The sequence below is a fragment of the Streptomyces sp. CCM_MD2014 genome, from assembly GCF_000772045.1.
Classification (GTDB): Bacteria; Actinomycetota; Actinomycetes; order Streptomycetales; family Streptomycetaceae; genus Streptomyces; species Streptomyces salinarius.
This window is the reverse complement of the sequence record NZ_CP009754.1, coordinates 1,148,595-1,167,720: the sequence shown is the minus strand read 5'-3', so window position 1 is coordinate 1,167,720 and position 19,126 is coordinate 1,148,595. Positions and strand designations below refer to the sequence as shown.

The window sequence follows — 19,126 nt, the reverse complement described above, 5'->3', positions numbered from 1 at the left end:
GGCCGATCACGTCAACGCGTCCTCGGCGCCGCCTACTTCTTGGCCGACTCCACGGCATGCCCGCCGAACTGGTTGCGCAGCGCGGCGATCATCTTCATCTGCGGGGAGTCGTCCTGGCGGGACGCGAACCGCGCGAAGAGGGAGGCCGTGATCGCGGGCAGCGGCACCGCGTTGTCGATCGCCGCCTCCACCGTCCAGCGGCCCTCGCCGGAGTCCTCCGCGTACCCGCGCAGCTTCTCCAGGTGGTGGTCCTCGTCCAGGGCGTTGACCGCCAGGTCGAGCAGCCAGGAGCGGATGACGGTGCCCTCCTGCCAGGAGCGGAAGACCTCGCGGACGTTGTCCACGGAGTCGACCTTCTCCAGCAGCTCCCAGCCCTCGGCGTAGGCCTGCATCATGGCGTACTCGATGCCGTTGTGGACCATCTTGGAGAAGTGCCCGGCGCCGACCTTGCCCGCGTGGACGTAGCCGTAGGGGCCGTCGGGCTTGAGGGCGTCGAAGATCGGCTTGAGGTCGTCGACGGTCTCCTTGTCGCCGCCGACCATCAGGGCGTAGCCGTTCTTCAGTCCCCACACGCCGCCCGAGACGCCCGCGTCGACGAAGTTGATGCCGCGCTTGCCCAGCTCCTCGGCGTGCTTCTCGTCGTCCGTCCAGCGGGAGTTGCCGCCGTCGATGACGGTGTCCCCGGGCTTGAGCAGCGTGGCCAGCTGGTCGATGACGTGCTGGGTGGCGCCGCCGGCCGGGACCATCACCCAGACCGCGCGCGGCCGCTCCAGCCGGTCGACGAGCTCGACCAGGCTGTCCACGTCGGCCCGTTCGGGATTGGTGTCGTATCCGACGACGGTGTGGCCGGCGTTGCGCAGACGCTCGCGCATGTTGCCGCCCATCTTGCCGAGACCAACGAGACCGATCTCCATGTCAGTGCACTTCCTTCAGTTCACGGTAGGCGGCGACCAGTGCCTTGGTGGAGGCGTCCAGGCCCGGGACTTCCGAGCCGTCGGTGAGGGCGGGCTCGATCCGCTTGGCGAGCACCTTGCCGAGTTCGACGCCCCACTGGTCGAAGGAGTCGATGTTCCAGACCGCGCCCTGGACGAACACCTTGTGCTCGTAGAGGGCGATCAGCTGGCCGAGGACGGACGGGGTCAGTTCGGCGGCCAGGATCGTCGTGGTGGGGTGGTTGCCGCGGAAGGTCTTGTGCGGGACCAGCTCCTCGGGCACCCCCTCGGCGCGTACCTCGTCGGGGGTCTTGCCGAAGGCGAGGGCCTGGGTCTGGGCGAAGAAGTTGGCCATCAGCAGGTCGTGCTGGGCCTTCAGTCCGTCGCTCAGCTCGGCCACCGGGCGGGCGAAGCCGATGAAGTCCGCCGGGATCAGCTTCGTGCCCTGGTGGATCAACTGGTAGTAGGCGTGCTGCCCGTTGGTGCCCGGCGTGCCCCAGACCACCGGCCCGGTCTGCCACTCCACGGGATTGCCCTCGCGGTCGACGGACTTGCCGTTGGACTCCATGTCGAGCTGCTGGAGATACGCGGTGAACTTCGACAGGTAGTGGCTGTACGGCAGCACCGCGTGCGACTGCGCGTCCAGGAAGTCGCCGTACCAGACGCCCAGCAGACCGAGGATGAGCGGCGCATTGGCCGGGGCCTCGGCGTTGCGGAAGTGCTCGTCGACGATGCGGAAGCCGTCGAGCATCTCGCGGAAGCGGTCCGGGCCGATGGCGATCATCAGGGACAGGCCGATGGCCGAGTCGTAGGAGTACCGGCCGCCGACCCAGTCCCAGAACTCGAACATGTTGGCCGTGTCGATGCCGAAGTCCGCGACCTTCCCGGCATTCGTCGACAGGGCCACGAAGTGCTTCGCGACCGCCTTCTCGTCGCCGCCGAGGCCGGCCAGCAGCCAGGAGCGCGCCGAGGTGGCGTTGGTGATCGTCTCGATGGTGGTGAAGGTCTTGGAGGCGATGATGAACAGCGTCTCGGCCGGGTCCAGGTCCCGGACCGCCTCGTGCAGGTCGGCGCCGTCCACGTTGGAGACGAACCGCAGCGTGAGGGAGCGGTCGGTGAAGGCGCGCAGCGCCTCGTAGGCCATCGCGGGGCCCAGGTCGGAGCCGCCGATGCCGATGTTGACGACGTTCTTGATGCGCTTGCCCGTGTGGCCGGTCCACTCGCCGGAGCGGACCCGGTCGGCGAAGCCGGCCATCTTGTCGAGCACCGCGTGGACCTGGGGAACGACGTTCTCGCCGTCCACCTCGATCACCGCGTCCCTCGGGGCGCGCAGCGCGGTGTGCAGGACCGCCCGGTCCTCGGTGATGTTGATCCGCTCACCGCGGAACATGGCGTCGCGCAGCCCGAACACGTCGGTCGCATCGGCCAGTTCGCGCAGCAGTCGCAGCGTCTCGTCGGTGACGAGATGCTTCGAGTAGTCGATGCGCAGGTCGCCGACGCGCACGACGTACCGCTCGGCCCGCCCGGGGTCCCGGTCGAACAGCTCGCGCAGGTCCGCGCGGGGCACCGCGCCCTTGGCGTGGTCCGCGAGCGCGGTCCACTGGGGCCGCTGGTTGAGCTTGGGGGTGTCAGACATGAACGGGGGTCTCCTTGCCGGCCTCGCCGCGCAGGGCGACGGCGTACATCTCGTCGGCGTCGAGGCGCCTGAGCTCCTCGGCGATCAGTTCGGAGGTGGGGCGCACCTTCAGGGCGACGGAGCGCGGGGGCTGCCCCGGGAGAGTCATCGTGGCGAGCGGGCCCTCCGGACGGTCGACGACGATCTCGCCGTTCGCCGTGCCCAGGCGGACGGCCGTGACGACCGGTCCGTCGGTGATCACGCGGTCCACGCGGACGCCCAGGCGGGCCTCCAGCCAGCGGGCCAGCAGCTCGGCGGCCGGGTTGTCCGCCTCGGCCTCCACGACCGCGGAGGTCACCGGCACCCGGGCCTGGTCCAGGGCCGCGGCCAGCATCGAGCGCCACAGCGTCAGCCGGGTCCAGGCGAGGTCGGTGTCGCCGGGCGCGTAGGCGCGGACCCGGCGCTCCAGCACCTCCATCGGCCGCTCGACCGTGTACAGGTCGGTGATCCGGCGCTGGGCCAGCGCGCCCAGCGGGTCCTTCGCGGGGTTGTCCGGCGCCTCCACCGGCCACCACACGACCACCGGCGCGTCCGGCAGCAGCAGCGGCAGCACCACCGAGTCGGCGTGCTCGGACACCTCGCCGTACATGCGCAGGACGACAGTCTCGCCGGTGCCGGCCTCGGAGCCGACGCGGACCTCGGCGTCGAGGTGGGAGCGGGTGCGGTCGCGCAGGTTGCGGGGGTGGCGCTTGATGACGACCAGGGTGCGCGAGGGGTGCTCGTGCGAGGCCTCCTCGGCGGCCTTGATCGCGTCGTAGGCGTTCTCCTCGTCCGTGACGATGACCAGCGTGAGCACCATGCCCACGGCCGGGGTGCCGATGGCCCGGCGGCCCTGCACCAACGCCTTGTTGATCTTGCTTGCCGTGGTGTCGGTCAGGTCGATCCTCATGGCCTGCGCCAGCTCCGTCCGTCTCGTGCGAGCATCTCGTCGGCTTCCCGCGGTCCCCAGCCGCCCGACGCGTACTGCGCGGGCTTGTCGTGCGAGGCCCAGTACTCCTCGATCGGGTCGAGGATCCGCCAGGACTCTTCCACCTCCTGGTGGCGCGGGAACAGGTTCGCGTCACCCAGGAGGACGTCCAGGATCAGCCGTTCGTACGCCTCCGGGCTGGACTCCGTGAACGACTCGCCGTAGGCGAAGTCCATCGACACGTCCCGGATCTCCATCGACGTGCCCGGCACCTTGGAGCCGAACCGCACCGTCATGCCCTCGTCGGGCTGGACGCGGATGACGATCGCGTTCTCGCCCAGCTCCTCCGTGGCGGTGGAGTCGAAGGGGGAGTGCGGGGCGCGCTGGAAGACGACGGCGATCTCCGTGACCCGCCGACCCAGGCGCTTGCCGGTGCGCAGATAGAAGGGGACGCCCGCCCAGCGGCGGTTGTCGATGCCCAGCTTGATCGCCGCGTAGGTGTCGGTGGTGGAGGCCGGGTCGATGCCCTCCTCCTCCAGATAGCCGGGCACCTGCGCGCCGCCCTGCCAGCCGCCCGCGTACTGACCGCGCACCGTGTGCTCGCCCAGGTCGTCGGGCAGCCGCACGGCGCGCAGCACCTTCAGCTTCTCGGTGAGCAGCGACCGCGCGTCGAAGGCGGCGGGCTCCTCCATGGCGGTGAGGGCCATTAGCTGGAGGAGGTGGTTCTGGATGACGTCCCGGGCGGCGCCGATGCCGTCGTAGTAGCCGGCCCGGCCGCCGATGCCGATGTCCTCGGCCATGGTGATCTGCACGTGGTCCACGTAGGACCGGTTCCAGATCGGCTCGTACATCTGGTTGGCGAAGCGCAGCGCCAGGATGTTCTGGACGGTCTCCTTGCCCAGGTAGTGGTCGATGCGGAAGACCTGCTCCGGATCGAACACCTCGTGGACCAGCGCGTTCAGGTCGCGGGCGCTGTCCAGGTCGTGGCCGAACGGCTTCTCGATCACCGCGCGGCGCCAGGAGCCGTCCGGCGCGTCGGTCAGCCCGTGCTTCTTGAGCTGCTGGACGACCTTCGGGAAGAACTTCGGCGGCACGGAGAGGTAGAAGGCGTAGTTGCCGCTGGTGCCGCGGGAGGCGTCCAGCTCGTCGACGGCCTTGCGCAGCTGTTCGAACGCGTTGTCGTCGTCGAAGTCGCCGGGGATGAACCGCATGCCCTCGGAGAGCTGCTGCCAGACCTCCTCGCGGAACGGCGTGCGCGCGTGCTCCTTGACCGCGTCGTGCACCACCTGGGCGAAGTCCTGGTCCTCCCAGTCCCGGCGGGCGAAGCCGACCAGCGAGAAGCCGGGCGGCAGCAGGCCGCGGTTGGCCAGGTCGTACACGGCCGGCATCAGCTTGCGGCGGGAGAGGTCGCCCGTGACGCCGAAGATGACCAGCCCGGAGGGGCCCGCGATACGGGGCAGACGGCGGTCCTGGGGATCCCGCAGCGGGTTGCTCCAGTCGAGCGGTGCCGCCGGCTCGACGCCCTCCGCGGCCGCGCCCTTGCCCTTCGCCCCCTTGGCGGCGCGGTCCGTCGCGGACTTCTTCGCGTTCCGGGGAGTTTTCGCCCGCCCGGACGCCTTCGCCGTCCCGGCGGCGCGGGCCTCCTCGGCCTCCTCGGCGTGCAGCGGTCCCGCCGCGTCCTGAGCCGTCCGGGTCTCCTTGGCTTCCTTCGTCGCCTTGGTCTCCTGGGGCGCCCCAGCGGGAAGCTCCTCGCTCATTCCCCGTCAACTCCCTTGCTGTCGAGGGACTTCGTCACGGCGGCGAGCAGGTCGTCCCAGGCCGCCTCGAACTTCGCCACGCCCTCTCGCTCCAACTGCTCCACCACCTCGTCGTACGACACGCCGAGCCGCTCCACCGCCGCGAGGTCGGCCCGGGCCTGGGCGTACCCGCCGGTGACCGTGTCGCCCCGGACCTCGCCGTGATCGGCGGTGGCGTCCAGGGTGGCCTCCGGCATCGTGTTCACGGTGCCGGGAGCGACCAGCTCCTCCACGTACAGGGTGTCCCGGAATGCCGGGTCCTTCACCCCGGTCGACGCCCACAGGGGACGCTGGGGGTTGGCGCGGGCCCCCGCGAGGGCGGTGAAACGGTCGCCCGCGAAGACGTTCTCGTACGCCTCGTAGGCCAGTCGCGCGTTGGCCAGCGCTGCCTTCCCGCGCAGGCCGAGCGCCTCGTCCGTGCCCAGCAGCGACAGGCGCTTGTCGATCTCGCTGTCGACGCGGGAGACGAAGAAGGACGCCACCGAGTGGATGCCGGCCAGGTCGATCCCGGCCGCCCGCGCCTTCTCCAGACCGGTGAGGTAGGCGTCCATGACCTCGCGGTAGCGCTCCAGGGAGAAGATCAGCGTGACGTTGACGCTGATGCCGGCGCCGACGACCTCCGTGATCGCCGGGAGGCCGGCCCGCGTCGCCGGGATCTTGATCATCACGTTGGGCCGGTCGACCAGCCAGGCCAACTGCCTGGCCTCGGCGACCGTGGCCCGCGTGTCGTGGGCCAGACGCGGGTCGACCTCGATGGAGACCCGGCCGTCCCGGCCGCCGGTGGCGTCGTACACCTCGCGCAGCACGTCCGCGGCGGCGCGGACGTCGGCGGTGGTCATCATCCGGACCGCCTCCTCCACGGTGACGCCCCGGGTGGCGAGGTCGGCGAGCTGCTCCTCGTAGCCCTCGCCGGAGCCGATGGCGGCCTGGAAGATCGACGGGTTGGTGGTGACGCCGACGACGTTCTTCGTCCGGACCAGCTCGGCGAGGTTGCCGGACTCGATCCGCCGCCGCGACAAATCGTCCAGCCAGACGGACACCCCCTGGTCGGCCAGGCGCTGCAGTGCTCCCGCGGAGGCGGTTGCTTCGGTCACAGTGATCATCTTCTCTTTCTGCGGTCGGATCGGGATGGGATCCGGTGTGATCAGCCGCGGGTGGCGGCCAGGGATTCCCGGGCGGCGGCGGCCACGTGATCGGCGGTGAAGCCGAACTCGGTGAACAGGGTCTTCGCGTCGGCGGAGGCGCCGAAGTGTTCCAGGGAGACGATGCGGCCCGCGTCCCCGACGTACTTGTGCCAGGTCAGACCGATCCCGGCCTCCACGGCCACCCGCGCCCGCACGGACGGCGGCAGCACGCTCTCGCGGTACGCGCGGGGCTGCTCCTCGAACCACTCCACGGACGGCATCGACACCACGCGCGTGCGCGTGCCCTCGGCCTCCAGCGCCTCCCGCGCGGCCATCGCCAGCTGCACCTCGGAGCCGGTGGCGATCAGGACGACGTCCGGAGTGCCGGTGGAGGCGTCGGCGAGGACGTACCCGCCGCGCGCCGCGTCCGGGTTCGGCGCGTAGGTCGGCACCCCCTGGCGGGTGAGGGCGAGGCCGTGCGGCGCCGGGTGGGTGGAGTGCCGCCGGAGGATCTCGGCCCACACGGTCGCCGTCTCGTTGGCGTCGGCCGGGCGGACGACGTTGAGGCCGGGGATGGCACGCAGGGAAGCCAGGTGCTCGACCGGCTGGTGGGTGGGGCCGTCCTCGCCGAGGCCGATCGAGTCGTGCGTCCACACGTACGTCACCGGCAGCTGCATCAGTGCGGACATGCGGACCGCGTTGCGCATGTAGTCGGAGAAGACCAGGAACGTGCCGCCGTAGATCCGCGTGTTGCCGTGCAGGGCGATGCCGTTCATCTCGGCGGCCATGGAGAACTCGCGGATGCCGAAGTGGACGGTGCGGCCGTACGGGTCGGCCTCGGGAAGCGGGTTGCCGGCCGGGAGGAAGGACGACGACTTGTCGATGGTGGTGTTGTTCGAGCCGGCCAGGTCCGCGGAGCCGCCCCACAGTTCGGGCAGCACCGGGCCGAGCGCCTGGAGGACCTTGCCGGAGGCGGCACGGGTCGCGACCGCCTTGCCGGTCTCGAACACCGGCAGGGCGTCCTCCCAGCCCTCGGGCAGCCGGCCGGCGACCACGCGGTCGAAGAGCTCGGCGCGCTCGGGGGCGGCGTCGCGCCAGGCGGCGATCCGCTTGTCCCAGGCGGCGTGCGCCTCGGCGCCCCGGTCCAGGGCCCGTCGGGTGTGGGCGAGGACCTCGTCGGCGACCTCGAAGGACCGCTCCGGGTCGAAGCCGAGGACGCGCTTGGTCGCGGCGACCTCCTCCGGGCCGAGGGCGGAGCCGTGGGACGCCTCGGTGTTCTGGGCGTTCGGGGCGGGCCAGGCGATGATCGTGCGCATGGCGATGATGGACGGGCGCCCGGTCTCGGCCTTCGCCGCCGTCAGCGCCGCGTGCAGCGCGTGCACGTCCACGTCGCCGCTCTCGGCGGGCTCGATGCGCTGCACGTGCCAGCCGTAGGCCTCGTACCGCTTCAGCACGTCCTCGGAGAACGCGGTCGCGGTGTCGCCCTCGATGGAGATGTGGTTGTCGTCGTAGAGGAAGACGAGGTTGCCGAGCTTCTGGTGACCGGCCAGCGACGACGCCTCGGCGGACACGCCCTCCTGGAGGTCGCCGTCGCTGACGATCGCCCAGATCGTGTGGTCGAAGGGCGACTCGCCCTCGGCGGCCTCGGGGTCGAACAGGCCGCGCTCGTAGCGGGCGGCCATCGCCATGCCCACCGCGTTGGCCACACCCTGGCCCAGCGGACCGGTCGTGGTCTCCACGCCGGCCGTGTGCCCGTACTCGGGATGGCCCGGCGTCTTCGAGCCGTGCGTGCGGAAGGCCTCGAGGTCGCCCAGCTCCACCTCGTACCCGGCGAGGAAGAGCTGGGTGTAGAGGGTCAGCGAGGTGTGGCCGGGGGAGAGGACGAAGCGGTCACGGCCGGTCCACTCGGGATCGGCGGGGTCGTGACGCATCATCTTCTGAAAGATCGTGTACGCCGCCGGGGCGAGCGCCATCGCGGTACCCGGGTGGCCGTTGCCCACCTTCTGCACGGCGTCGGCCGCGAGGACCCGGGCGGTGTCGACGGCACGCCGGTCGAGTTCGGTCCATTCGAAGCGGTCCGCGCCGTCCGTTGTCTGCGTGCTCATCTTCAAGAAATCCTCTGTCGGAGCGAAGTGGCTGGTCTGACGCCTTCAAACTTAAAAGTCTGACTTTTGAGAGTGAAGGTCGTGGTGTGTCAGCCTGTGGTGAAACTGGGACACGCCCCGGCCGCGGGGCGTACGGGCGGGACGGCGCGAGAAGGACATGGCGGACGAAAACATCCAAGACGGTGACGACGGCCGAGGCGCCGACGGCGGTGACGGGATCAGAACGTTCCCCTTCCCGGTCGATCTCAGCCTCCTCGGTGTCGGCATGCAGGTCGGGCCCATGGGGGACGGCCGCACCTGGCACGCGCACGCCCCGCTGCACCGCGTCCACCGCATCGACTTCCACATCGTCATGCTCTTCACGGGCGGCCCGGTCCGTCACATGATCGACTTCGCCGAGTACGAGGCGTCGGCCGGCGATCTGCTGTGGATCCGTCCCGGCCAGGTCCACCGCTTCGCGCCGGAGGGCGAGTACCGCGGAACGGTGCTCACCATGCAGCCCGGCTTCCTGCCCCGCGCCACCGTCGAGGCCACCGGCCTCTACCGCTACGACCTGCCGCCCCTGCTCCACCCCGACGAGGCACGCCTCGCCGGACTGACGGCGGCGCTCGACCAGTTGCGGCGCGAGTACGAGGACGCGACCACGCTCCCGCTGAGCCTGCACACCGCCGTGCTGCGCCACACGCTCTCCGCGTTCCTGCTGCGCCTCGCGCACCTCGCGGCCAGTTCCGCGAGCGCCGCGCGGCAGGGGCGGGCGGACCCGCCGGGGGACAGCACCTTCACCCTCTTCCGGGACGCCGTCGAGCGGGGCTTCGCCACCAACCACAGCGTCAGCGCCTACGCCGACGCGCTCGGCTACTCCCGCCGCACCCTCGTGCGCGCGGTGCGCGCCGCCACCGGCGAGACGCCCAAGGGTTTCATCGACAAGCGCGTCGTCCTGGAGGCCAAACGCCTCCTCGCCCACACCGAGATGCCGATCGGCCGGGTCGGCGCGGCGGTCGGCTTCCCGGACGCGGCGAACTTCTCCAAGTTCTTCCAGCAGCACACGGAGCAGACCCCGGCGGCCTTCCGGGCGGAGCTGCGCTGAGGAAGGCCGCACGGCACGACGAAGGGGCCCCACGGTGCGTGGAGCCCCTTCGCCTCTCCTGCGGGGGGTCGGTGGCCGCTCAGTGGCCGAAGGCGAACCAGTTCACGTTCACGAAGTCGGCGGGCTGGCCGCTGGTGAAGGTGAGGTACACGTCGTGGGTGCCCGTCACCGAGGCGATGTTCGCCGGGATCGTGCGCCAGGACTGCCAGCCGCCCGTGCTGCCCACCGCGAAGCTGCCGATCGGCGTGCTGCCGCGGCTGTCCAGGCGCACCTCGACCAGACCGCTGACCCCGGCGGCAGCGCCGCTCGCCACCCGGGCCTTGAACTGGGTCGCCGCGCTCGAACCGAACTTCACGCCCTTGTACTGCACCCAGTCGCCGTTCGCGAGGGCGCCGAGGTTGCTCCCGCCGCCCGAGTCGGAGGTGCCCTCGGTCATGGTGCCGGACTGGGCGTCGTACGACTCGGCCTCGATGGTGCTGTACGCGTCGCGGTCCCCGCCGGTCGGGGGCGGCGTGGTACCGCTCCCACCGGCCGACAGCACCTGGACGTAGTCCACGAGCATGGAGTGGCCGGGCTGGGTGCCGCCGTCCGGACCGCCGCCGAAGGCGTCCGGGAAGCCGCCGCCCATCGCCACGTTGAGGATGATGAAGTAGCCGTGGTTCGTGGCGTTCGCCCACGTCGTCGCGTCCACCTGGTTCTCGCGGACGGTGTGGAAGTTGTTGCCGTCGACGTAGAAGCGGATCTCCTCGGCGCTCGTCGAGCGGTCCCACTCCACCCGGTAGGTGTGGAAGCCCGCCTGGCAGGTGGTGCCGGGACACGGGGTGTTGCCGCCGATGCCGCTGGTCTCGTTGCACGGGCCGCCGGGAGAGGTGCCGCAGTGCAGCGTGGACCAGACCGTGTTGAGGCCCTGGGTGTTCTCCATGATGTCGATCTCGCCGACACCCGGCCAGTTCCAGTAGTTGCCCCGGTAGGGCGCGCCCAGCATCCAGAACGCCGGCCAGTAGCCCTTGGCCGCTGCCCCGGTGACGTTCGGGACCTGGATGCGGGCCTCCACGCGCAGCTTGCCGCCGGCCGGGGGCTCGAAGTCGGCGCGCCTGGTCTCGATGCGGCCCGAGGTCCAGTTGCCGGCGCCGTCGCGCTGGGGGGTGATGCGCAGGTTGCCGTTGCCGTCCAGCGAGACGTTGCTCGGGGAGGAGGTCATCGTCTCGATCTCGCCGGTGCCCCAGTTGGCGGGCCCGCCGGGATACGAAGTGCCGGTGTCGTACTGCCAGTTCGCGGTGTTCACGCCGGAGCCCGCCGCGCCGTCGAAGTCGTCGGCGAAGACCTGCGTCCAGCCGGACGGGGGCGGAGGCACGGCCGCGCCCGCCGACGGACCCGTCACGGCCGTCGCCGCCGCGGCGAGACCGAGCGTGCCGACGACGGCCACCAGCGCCCGGCGCAGCGGCCGGCGTCTGGGCGGGTTGCCGGATGTCTGACTCATGTGGGGGTCGCCTCTCGATGCGGGAGTGGGAAGCGGTGCGCCCGAGTGCGCTCCGAGGGGAGGAGGTCGTGATTCTGAGAGCGCTCTCAGAGTGCGGCCAATGTGCTCCCGGTCGCCGCCGCCGTCAAGAGGTGAAGCCGAGAAAGTCCCTACCACGCCGGGGAGTTCAGCCCGTGAACGTCGTGAACGTCACGAAAGTGCCGGGCGTGGGCGTGCGTCCAGGCCCGCGCCTCGGCCGTGGTCCTCCCCACCCCCGTCGGGGAGCACCACGGCCGGCCCGCGTGCCCGGTGCCTCAGCGCACCACGGGCCGCGGCGGAGCCGGGGCGGCGGCCTCCTCGCGCACCCCGAACCGGTCGTGCACCCGGCGCAGCGGCTTCGGCGCCCACCAGGCGCGGCGGCCGAGCAGCGCCATCGTGGCCGGTACCAGCAGCATCCGGACGACCGTGGCGTCGATCAGCACCGCCAGGGTGAGGCCGAGCCCGATCTGCAGGATCGGGGAGAAACCGCCCGTCATGAAGGCGCCGAACACCACCGCGAGGAGCAGCGCCGCGCAGGTCACCACCCGGCCGGAACGGCGCAGGCCGGTCACCACGGCCTCCCGGTCGTCCCCGGTCCGCTCCCGGGCCTCACGCATCCGGGCCAGGATGAACAGCTCGTAGTCCATGGCCAGTCCGAAGGCGATGGCGATGATCAGCGGAGGCGCCGTCAGGCTCAGCGCGCCCAGCCCCTCAGCGCCGATCAGCCCGGCGAGATGGCCGTCCTGGAACACCCACACCACCGCGCCCAGCGCGGCCCCGAGGCTGAGCAGCGTGGTCGCGACGGTGCGCAGCGGCAGCAGCACCGACCCGGTGAACGCGAACAGCAGCACGAAGATCCCCGCCAGGACGGTCAGCGCCGCCCAGGGCGCGCGGTCGGCGAGCATCTGCCGGAAGTCGACGAGCTGGGCCGCGGCGCCCGTGACCTGTACGGGCGCGTCGCCCCGCAGGTCCCGCACCCGCTCGACGAGTTCGGTGGCCGTCGGCCGGCCCTCCCGCGGGCAGTTCGAGCACCCTCGTGCCACCGGTCAGATCCCGGTCGACGGTGCCCGGAGCCAGGGCGCGGATCCGGTCGGCCGTAGCGGCGTCGGTGCCGGGCCGCAGGACCACCGTGACCGGTGAGACGCCGGTGCCCGGCGGGAAGTGCGCCTCGACGGCGTCGTACAACTGCCGGGCCTCGGTGCTCTTCGGGAGCTGTCGCGCGTCCCCGAGGTTGATGGTCAGGCCGGTGACGGGAAGCGCCACCACCAGCAGTGCCGGGACGGCCACCGCGAGGACGGCCACCCGCCGCCGGGCGGCGAAGCGTGCGAGGCGGGCGAAGAGCCGGCCCTCCTCCTCCGGCCGCGCCTTCGCCGGGGGGATCCGGCCGCCCAACCGGGCCAGCAGCGCGGGCAGCAGTGTCAGCGCGGCCAGCATGTCGACGACGACCACCGCGGCCACCGCGAGCCCCATGCTGCGCAGGAACGTGCTCGGGAAGACCAGCAGCCCGGCCAGGCTCACGGCCACCGTCAGCCCCGAGAACAGCACCGTCCGCCCGGCCGCCGCGACCGTACGGTGCACGGCCTCGGCCACGTCCGGGGTGTGCCGCCGCTCCTCACGGAAGCGGACCAGCATCAGCAGGGCGTAGTCCACCGCCAGGCCGAGTCCCAGCATCGTCGTGACCTGGATCGCGTACACGGAGATGTCCGTGAACCGACTGAAGCCGAACAGCGCGAGGAACGCGCCCGCGATTCCGGCGACCGCCACCAGCAACGGCAGCCCGGCCGCGCGCAGCCCCCCGAACACGACGAGCAGCAGGACCAGCACCACCGGCAGTGAGATCAACTCCGCGTTCTTCACGTCCTCCTGGGCGCGCTCGCCGAGCTGCTGCCCCAGCAGCGGTCCGCCGCTGACGTGGACCCCGGACACCCCACTCCCGGCGATCTGGTGCAGCCGGCCGGAGGCCTGGTCCACCGCCGACTCCTCGGCGTCGTCGCCGAGTCCGCCCTCCAGGGTGACGGAGACGATCAGTGCCCGCCCGTCCTCGGCGACCAGCCCGGGAGTGGCGTAGGGGTCGGGCACCTCGGCGACCCCCGCGACGTCCCGCAGGTCGGCCACGGCCCGCCGCACCTCGCCGCGCACGGCGGGGTCCGCGACGGCGGCCTCCACCACCCCGGTGATCGAGTCACCCGCCGGGTCGAGGCCGTCCAGGTGGTCGGCGGCGACCTGGGACTCGGTGCCCGGGACGTCGGGCACGTCGTCGGAGAGCTTCCCGAACACGCCCGTGCCGAGGCCGAAGCCGAGCAGCAGGAAGAGGCCCCACAGGAGCATCACGGTCAAGGGGCGGCGGGTCGCCGCCCGGGCGAGTGTGGACAGCACGGTGGTCCCTCCCGGCGGTCGGGCTTCGAACTTGCGTCGTCGCCACCAGAGTCGGGGCCGCGGGCGGTCCGCCGGATCGCCGACAGGAGCGGTTCGCGGCCTCGCCCGTGCGGGGGAGAACGCCCGCCGCCTCACCCGTCAGGGGGAGCCGGGAGCCACCAGACCGGTCTCGTACGCGCAGATCACCGCCTGCACCCGGTCCCTGAGACCGAGCTTGCTCAGCACGTTGCTGACATGCGTCTTGACCGTGTGCTCGCTCACGAACAGCGTCGTGGCGATCTCGGAGTTGGACAGCCCCCGCGCCAGCAGCCGCAGCGTCTCGACCTCGCGCGCGGTCAGTACCTCCAGGCGCCGCGGAGTGACGTCGGCCGCGGCCTCCTCGTGCCGGCGCCGCACGATGTCCGCGACCAGCCGGCGCGTCACCGCCGGGGCCAGCAGCGAGTCGCCGGCCGCGACCACCCGTACCGCGTGCACCAGGTCGTCCCGGCGCACGTCCTTGAGCAGGAAGCCGCTGGCGCCCGCGTACAGGGCCTCGTACACGTACTCGTCGAGGTCGAAGGTGGTCAGCATGACGACCTTGCAGGCGGAGCCCGCGCACACCCGCCGGGCCGCCTCGAGACCGTCCATGACCGGCATGCGGATGTCCAGGAGCAGCACGTCCGGCGCGTGCCGCTCGACCGCGGCGACCGCCTCCGCGCCGTCCCCGGCCTCCGCGACCACCTCGATGTCGGGCTGCGCGTCCAGGATCATGCTGAACCCGCTGCGCACCAGCTCCTGGTCGTCGGCCACGACCACCCGAACGCTCACCCGAGCGCCGCCGGCCGGCCCGCCGCGACGACGGGCAGGCGTGCGACGACCCGGAAGCCGCCGTCCGGTCCGCCGCCGGTGACGGCCTCGCCCCCGCAGGCCGCGGCCCGCTCCCGGATGCCGATCAGCCCGTGCCCGCCCCCGCCGGGTCCGTCGCCCGGTGCCGACGGCCCCCGGCCGTCGTCCGTCACCGTCAGGGTCACCGCGTCCTCCGCCCAGTCGAGTGCGACCGCCGCGCAGGAAGCGTACGCGTGTTTGACCGTGTTGGTGAGGGCCTCCTGCACGATGCGGTAGGCGGCCACCTCGGTGTCCGGGGGCAGCGGGCACGGCTCGCCCGAAACCTTCAACTCCGCTCGCAGGCCGGTCGATTCGCCGACCAGCCGGACCAGCCCCGGCAGCGCGGCCAGGCCCGGCTGGGGCAGCCGCCGCGGACCTGCCTCCCGTTCCTCCTCCTTCAGCACCCCGAGGATGCGCCGAAGCTGGGTCATCGCGTCCCGCCCCGCGGTCGCGATGGCGTCGAACGCGGCCTCCGCGCGCGCCGGATCACTGCGCACGACGACCGGCCCGGCCTCCGCCTGCACCACCATCAGGCTGACCGCGTGCGCCAGGATGTCGTGCATGTCGCGGGCGATACGGGCGCGTTCCCGCGCCGTGGCCCGCGCGGTGTCGGCGGCCCGCTCGCGCTCCAGCCGCCGCGCCCGGTCCTCGAGTTCGGCGGTGTAGGCGCGCCGGCTGCGGCTGAGCGAGCCGAACGCGTACGCGCACACGATGCTCAGCAGCTGGAAGGCGTACTCGAACGGCTCGGCGTCCTCCCGGTGGCTGATGGTGGTGGCCACCCCGAGCAGCCAGCCCGCCAGCATCACCCGGCGCTGCCAGGGCCGCGCCAGTGCGGCCAGCGTGTAGAGGACGACGAAGCCGCCGTACATCAGGTCGGGCGGCGGCGCGTGGTACACCGCCTGGGCCGGGGTGGCCACCGACACGGCGCAGGCGGTCGCGAAGGGTGCCGCACGCCGCCACACCAGGGGCACGGCGGTCGCCGCGCCGAGCAGCCAGCCCCGCCAGGACAGGGGGTCGTCCCCCTCGTCCGGGAACAGCCACTGCAGCGAGACGGCGAACAGCGCCAGCGCGGCGACGACGGCGTCCACGGCGTACGGGTTGGTCGTGCGCAGCCGTGCGACGACGGGGGCGAGCGGGGACCGGTCGGGCATGGCGGCTCCTCGGGGGAAGGGCCGTCCCAGTATCAACAGCCGCGCGGGTGCCCGTCCTCACCGGCGAGAGGGATATCGGGGCGCCAGCCGAGCGCCCGTGAGATGCCGCGCGCCGCCAGCCGTACCGCCGGGACCAGCGTCGGCACCCGGGCTCCCGCGTACGGCACGACGACCGACACGGCCGCCGTCACCCTGCCGTCCGGGCCGTGCACCGGCGCGGCCACCGACAGGGCGTCGTCGGTGACCTGGCGGTCGCTCACCGCCGCTCCGGTGCGCCGCACTTCGGCCAGTACCCGGCGCAGCCGCACCGGGTCGGTGATCGTGTGCGGGGTGAAGGAGGCGAGCGGGCCGGTGCGGTAGGCCTCCTGGAACTCCGGTGCGCCGTGCGCGAGCAGGGCGAGTCCCACCCCGGTGGCGTGCAGCGGCCAGCGGGCGCCGACGCGGATGTGCACGCCGACGGACGACCGCGCCGCCAGCCACTCGATGTAGACGACCTCGCCGCCGTCCCGCACCGCCAGCTGCACGTTCTCGTGGGTCGCCTCGTACAGGTCCTCCAGGTACGGCCACGCGACCTGCCGCAGCGCGAGACCGCGCGGGGCGAGTGCGGCGACCTCCCACAGCCGCAGACCGACGTGGTAGACGCCCGACGCGTCCCGCTCCAGGGCGCCCCACCGGGTCAGAGCGCCCACCAGCCGGTGCGCGGTGGTCAGGCTCAGCCCGGCCCGGCGGCTGATGTCCGTCAGGGACAGGGCCGGGTGCGCGTGGTCGAACGCGGCGAGCACGGAGAGCAGCCGGTCGGGGGCGGTGGGGGAGCTGGACGCCGTCACCGGGCCGAGGGTAGGGCGCCCGTCCGGCCCTGGACAGGGGGAGGGACGGGTGCACGCGGGCAGGCGACCGGCCGTGCCATGATCGGCGCCAGACGGATGGTGGCGCGGCTCGGTGACGGAAGGGTGCGGACGACGTGAGGCTGACGATGCTGGGCGGCGGCGGATTCCGGGTGCCGCTCGTGTACGGGGCGCTGCTCGGGGACCGTGCCGAGGGGCGCGTGAGCGACGTCGTGCTCCACGACACGGACGCGGCCCGGCTGACCGCGATGACCCGGGTCCTGGCCGAGCAGGCGGCCGCGGTGCCCGACGCGCCGGCGGTGACCGCCACGACCGACCTCGACGAGGCGCTGCGCGGTGCCGACTTCGTGTTCTCGGCGATCCGCGTCGGCGGCCTCCAGGGACGTGCCGACGACGAACGGGTGGCGCTCGCGGAGGGCGTCCTCGGACAGGAGACGGTCGGCGCGGGCGGCATCGCGTACGGGCTGCGGACCGTCCCGGTCGCCGTCGACATCGCCCGCCGGGTGGCCCGGCTGGCGCCCGACGCCTGGGTCATCAACTTCACCAACCCGGCGGGACTGGTCACCGAGGCCATGTCCCGGCACCTCGGCGACCGGGTCATCGGCATCTGCGACTCGCCGGTCGGCCTCGGCCGCCGCGTCGCCCGCGTGCTGGGCGCCGACCCGGACCGCGTCTTCGTCGACTACGCCGGCCTCAACCACCTCGGCTGGCTGCGCGGACTGCGCGTCGCCGGACGCGACGAACTCCCGCGGCTGCTCGCCGACCCAGAGCTGCTCGGCTCCTTCGAGGAGGGCCGGCTCTTCGGCCCCGAGTGGCTGCGCTCCCTCGGCGCGATCCCCAACGAGTACCTGCACTACTACTACTTCAACCGGGAGACCGTACGCGCCTACCAGGAGGCCGACCGCACCCGCGGCGCGTTCCTGCGCGACCAGCAGGCCCGCTTCTACGACGAGATGCGCCGCCCCGGCACCCCGGCCCTGGCCGCCTGGGACCGCACCCGCGCGGAACGCGAGGCCACCTACATGGCCGAGAACCGCGAGACGGCGGGCGCGGGCGAGCGCGAGGCCGAGGACCTGTCCGGCGGTTACGAGAAGGTGGCGCTGGCGCTGATGCGGGCCGTCGCCCGCGACGAACGCGCCACCCTGATCCTCAACGTCCGCAACCGCGGCACGCTCTGTGCCCTCGACCGCGACGCGGTGGTCGAGGTCCCCTGCCTGGTCGACGCCAACGGCGCCCACCCGATGGCGGTCGGTCCGCTGCCCGGCCACGCCACCGGCCTGGTCTGCGCGGTCAAGGCCGTCGAGCGCGACGTCCTGACCGCCGCCGAGACGGGCTCCCGCGCGGCCGCGGTACGCGCCTTCGCCCTGCACCCCCTCGTCGACTCGGTCGACGTCGCCCGCCGCCTGGTCGACGGCTACCGGGCGGTGCACCCGGGGCTGGCCTACCTCAGGTGAGCCCCGCCGGCGCGGACGTCGCCGGAGCCTGCGCCGGCGTCGAGGGGTGGGCCGGTCCCGGCCCCGGAGCCGTCGTCGGAGACGGAACGGCGGGCAGGTCCGGGCGCTGCTGGGGCAGGGACACCGGGCGCAGCGGGCGCGGTCCGGAGACCACCGCGTAGTCCTGGCCCAGGAACGGCGGCTCCAGCTCGCCCGGGTCGTCGCCGAGGGCCAGCCGGACCGCCGCCCACGGCACGTTGACGCCGCACAGCGCCAGCTGGTGCAGCCCGCCGGCCGGGCGGGTATTGACGTCCATGAGCACCGGCCGGTCGCCGAGCATCCGGAACTGCACGTTGGACAGGTGGTGCAGCCCGAACGCCTCGGCGATCCGCCGGGCCGGTGCCAGCCACTGCTCGTGCAGGGTGAACCCCCGGCGGCGGCCGTTCTTGGTGCGGCCCACGGCCAGCCGGACCCGGTTGTCGGGTCCCGTGAGAAGGTCCACCGAGACCTCCGGCTGCTCCAGACGCGGCATCACCAGCCAGTCCACGGGCTCCTCGGCCGCCCGCAGCGCCTCGACGACGAGGGGCAGCGGCACGGACGGGCTCGGGAACCCGTTCAGGTGCGCGAGCGAGAAGGGGTCCCGGCTGACCATCCGGAAGCCCACGCCGCCCGCGCCGGACGCCGGCTTGAAGCACGCCCGGTGGCCGCCGGCCTCCAGCTCCTCCACCGCGAGGACCAGCTCCTCGGCCGTGCGCACCCGCCACCAGGGCGGCACCGGCACGCCGATCGCCCGGACCGCCTCGTAGGCGATCACCTTGTCGCCGAACAGGGCCACCGCCTGGGGCGACGGCGCGAGCAGTGCCGTACCAGCGGCCTCGAACTCGGCGCGGTGCGCCACGATCGCCGACTGGTGCAGCCGGGGCACGAACACGTCGATGCCGCGCCGCGCGCACTGTGCCAGGGCGTACTCGACGTAACCGGCCGGGGAGAGCCCCTCGGGTTCCAGGTCGGCGGTGTCCGCGGCGGCCAGCACGGGGGAGTCCGGGTCGCCGTGCGTGGCATGGATCTCGACGGCCCGGTCGGCGGGATTTCTCCGCAGCTGATCCATGAAGAAGACGTTCTCCGCGTACGTGCGGTTGAGCCAGACGCGTACGGGAGAAGCCATGCAAGCCGCCTTCCAGGGTTCGCGGGCAGGGCGAAGCAGGCCGTGCCCGGCCAGGGGTTCGGAGGGACACCGAGCCGCTCTGCGCGAGGAAAGGGGCGTGGCGGTGGTGTTGGGGCGATCATAGGGGTACGCGCGGCCCCGAGTGCAACGCGCGTCACACGGATGCGC

General features: G+C 72.7%; 13 protein-coding genes and 1 pseudogene. 2 read left to right on the top strand and 12 right to left on the bottom strand.

Going from position 1 to position 19,126, the window contains the following annotated elements; translation table 11 throughout:
• Positions 1 to 32 precede the first annotated feature (32 nt).
• Genes gnd through tkt form a run of 6 tightly spaced genes read right to left on the bottom strand, consistent with a single transcriptional unit; the run spans position 33 to position 8,539 of the window.
• Positions 33 to 914: a phosphogluconate dehydrogenase (NAD(+)-dependent, decarboxylating) gene (gene gnd, locus NI25_RS05130; RefSeq protein WP_061441303.1), complete on the bottom strand. Its 882-nt coding sequence runs from the start codon at positions 912 to 914 to the stop codon at positions 33 to 35.
• A 1-nt stretch (position 915) separates the two neighbouring features.
• The gene (gene pgi / locus NI25_RS05125) at positions 916 to 2,568 is read right to left on the bottom strand and encodes a glucose-6-phosphate isomerase (protein WP_061441302.1); all 1,653 of its coding nucleotides are present in this window, start codon (positions 2,566 to 2,568) and stop codon (positions 916 to 918) included.
• The gene (gene opcA / locus NI25_RS05120) at positions 2,561 to 3,496 is read right to left on the bottom strand and encodes a glucose-6-phosphate dehydrogenase assembly protein OpcA (protein ID WP_054101838.1); all 936 of its coding nucleotides are present in this window, start codon (positions 3,494 to 3,496) and stop codon (positions 2,561 to 2,563) included. The genes pgi and opcA overlap by 8 nt, the downstream gene beginning before the upstream one ends.
• Complete coding sequence (gene zwf / locus NI25_RS05115; RefSeq protein WP_061441301.1) at positions 3,493 to 5,271, bottom strand: glucose-6-phosphate dehydrogenase; 1,779 nt, start codon at positions 5,269 to 5,271, stop codon at positions 3,493 to 3,495. The genes opcA and zwf overlap by 4 nt, the downstream gene beginning before the upstream one ends.
• Complete coding sequence (tal, locus tag NI25_RS05110) at positions 5,268 to 6,413, bottom strand: transaldolase (RefSeq protein WP_061441300.1); 1,146 nt, start codon at positions 6,411 to 6,413, stop codon at positions 5,268 to 5,270. Before tal ends, zwf begins: the two co-directional genes overlap by 4 nt.
• A 41-nt stretch (positions 6,414 to 6,454) precedes the next feature.
• A complete protein-coding gene (gene tkt, locus NI25_RS05105; RefSeq protein WP_061441299.1) occupies positions 6,455 to 8,539 on the bottom strand; it encodes a transketolase in 2,085 nt (694 codons plus the stop codon).
• A 157-nt stretch (positions 8,540 to 8,696) separates the two neighbouring features.
• Here tkt and NI25_RS05100 point away from each other — a divergent pair, with 157 nt between their 5' ends.
• Positions 8,697 to 9,626 carry a helix-turn-helix transcriptional regulator gene (locus NI25_RS05100; RefSeq protein WP_061441298.1) on the top strand — a complete coding sequence of 310 codons (930 nt, stop codon included), beginning with the start codon at positions 8,697 to 8,699 and terminating at the stop codon, positions 9,624 to 9,626.
• Positions 9,627 to 9,705: 79 nt separating this feature from the next.
• Here the strand turns inward: NI25_RS05100 and NI25_RS05095 are convergent, their stop codons facing one another.
• The 5 genes and pseudogenes from NI25_RS05095 to NI25_RS05075 form a co-directional block, all read right to left on the bottom strand.
• Complete coding sequence (locus NI25_RS05095) at positions 9,706 to 11,106, bottom strand: glycoside hydrolase family 16 protein (RefSeq protein WP_061441297.1); 1,401 nt, start codon at positions 11,104 to 11,106, stop codon at positions 9,706 to 9,708.
• Between the two features lie 293 nt (positions 11,107 to 11,399).
• Positions 11,400 to 13,500: pseudogene (locus NI25_RS05090) on the bottom strand (MMPL family transporter).
• A 138-nt stretch (positions 13,501 to 13,638) separates the two neighbouring features.
• Complete coding sequence (locus NI25_RS05085; protein WP_061441296.1) at positions 13,639 to 14,307, bottom strand: response regulator; 669 nt, start codon at positions 14,305 to 14,307, stop codon at positions 13,639 to 13,641.
• Positions 14,304 to 15,515, bottom strand: a complete 1,212-nt coding sequence (locus NI25_RS05080; RefSeq protein ID WP_061441295.1) for a sensor histidine kinase — start codon at positions 15,513 to 15,515, stop codon at positions 14,304 to 14,306. The genes NI25_RS05085 and NI25_RS05080 overlap by 4 nt, the downstream gene beginning before the upstream one ends.
• Before the next feature lie 32 nt (positions 15,516 to 15,547).
• The gene (locus NI25_RS05075) at positions 15,548 to 16,342 is read right to left on the bottom strand and encodes an IclR family transcriptional regulator (protein WP_061441294.1); all 795 of its coding nucleotides are present in this window, start codon (positions 16,340 to 16,342) and stop codon (positions 15,548 to 15,550) included.
• Between the two features lie 134 nt (positions 16,343 to 16,476).
• Between NI25_RS05075 and NI25_RS05070 the strand changes: the two genes are divergently transcribed.
• A complete protein-coding gene (locus NI25_RS05070) occupies positions 16,477 to 17,814 on the top strand; it encodes a 6-phospho-beta-glucosidase (protein WP_061441293.1) in 1,338 nt (445 codons plus the stop codon).
• Here NI25_RS05070 and NI25_RS05065 read toward each other — a convergent pair.
• A complete protein-coding gene (locus NI25_RS05065; RefSeq protein ID WP_061441292.1) occupies positions 17,807 to 18,958 on the bottom strand; it encodes an ATP-grasp domain-containing protein in 1,152 nt (383 codons plus the stop codon). The two genes, NI25_RS05070 and NI25_RS05065, sit on opposite strands and share 8 nt — an antisense overlap.
• Positions 18,959 to 19,126: the final 168 nt, after the last annotated feature.

Coding starts and splice junctions, on each gene's coding strand:
- gnd (WP_061441303.1), bottom strand. CDS start 914: ATGGAGATCGGTCTCGTTGGTCTCGGCAAGATGGGCGGCAACATGCGC.
- pgi (WP_061441302.1), bottom strand. CDS start 2,568: ATGTCTGACACCCCCAAGCTCAACCAGCGGCCCCAGTGGACCGCGCTC.
- opcA (WP_054101838.1), bottom strand. CDS start 3,496: ATGAGGATCGACCTGACCGACACCACGGCAAGCAAGATCAACAAGGCG.
- zwf (WP_061441301.1), bottom strand. CDS start 5,271: ATGAGCGAGGAGCTTCCCGCTGGGGCGCCCCAGGAGACCAAGGCGACG.
- tal (WP_061441300.1), bottom strand. CDS start 6,413: ATGATCACTGTGACCGAAGCAACCGCCTCCGCGGGAGCACTGCAGCGC.
- tkt (WP_061441299.1), bottom strand. CDS start 8,539: ATGAGCACGCAGACAACGGACGGCGCGGACCGCTTCGAATGGACCGAA.
- NI25_RS05100 (WP_061441298.1), top strand. CDS start 8,697: ATGGCGGACGAAAACATCCAAGACGGTGACGACGGCCGAGGCGCCGAC.
- NI25_RS05095 (WP_061441297.1), bottom strand. CDS start 11,106: ATGAGTCAGACATCCGGCAACCCGCCCAGACGCCGGCCGCTGCGCCGG.
- NI25_RS05080 (WP_061441295.1), bottom strand. CDS start 15,515: ATGCCCGACCGGTCCCCGCTCGCCCCCGTCGTCGCACGGCTGCGCACG.
- NI25_RS05065 (WP_061441292.1), bottom strand. CDS start 18,958: ATGGCTTCTCCCGTACGCGTCTGGCTCAACCGCACGTACGCGGAGAAC.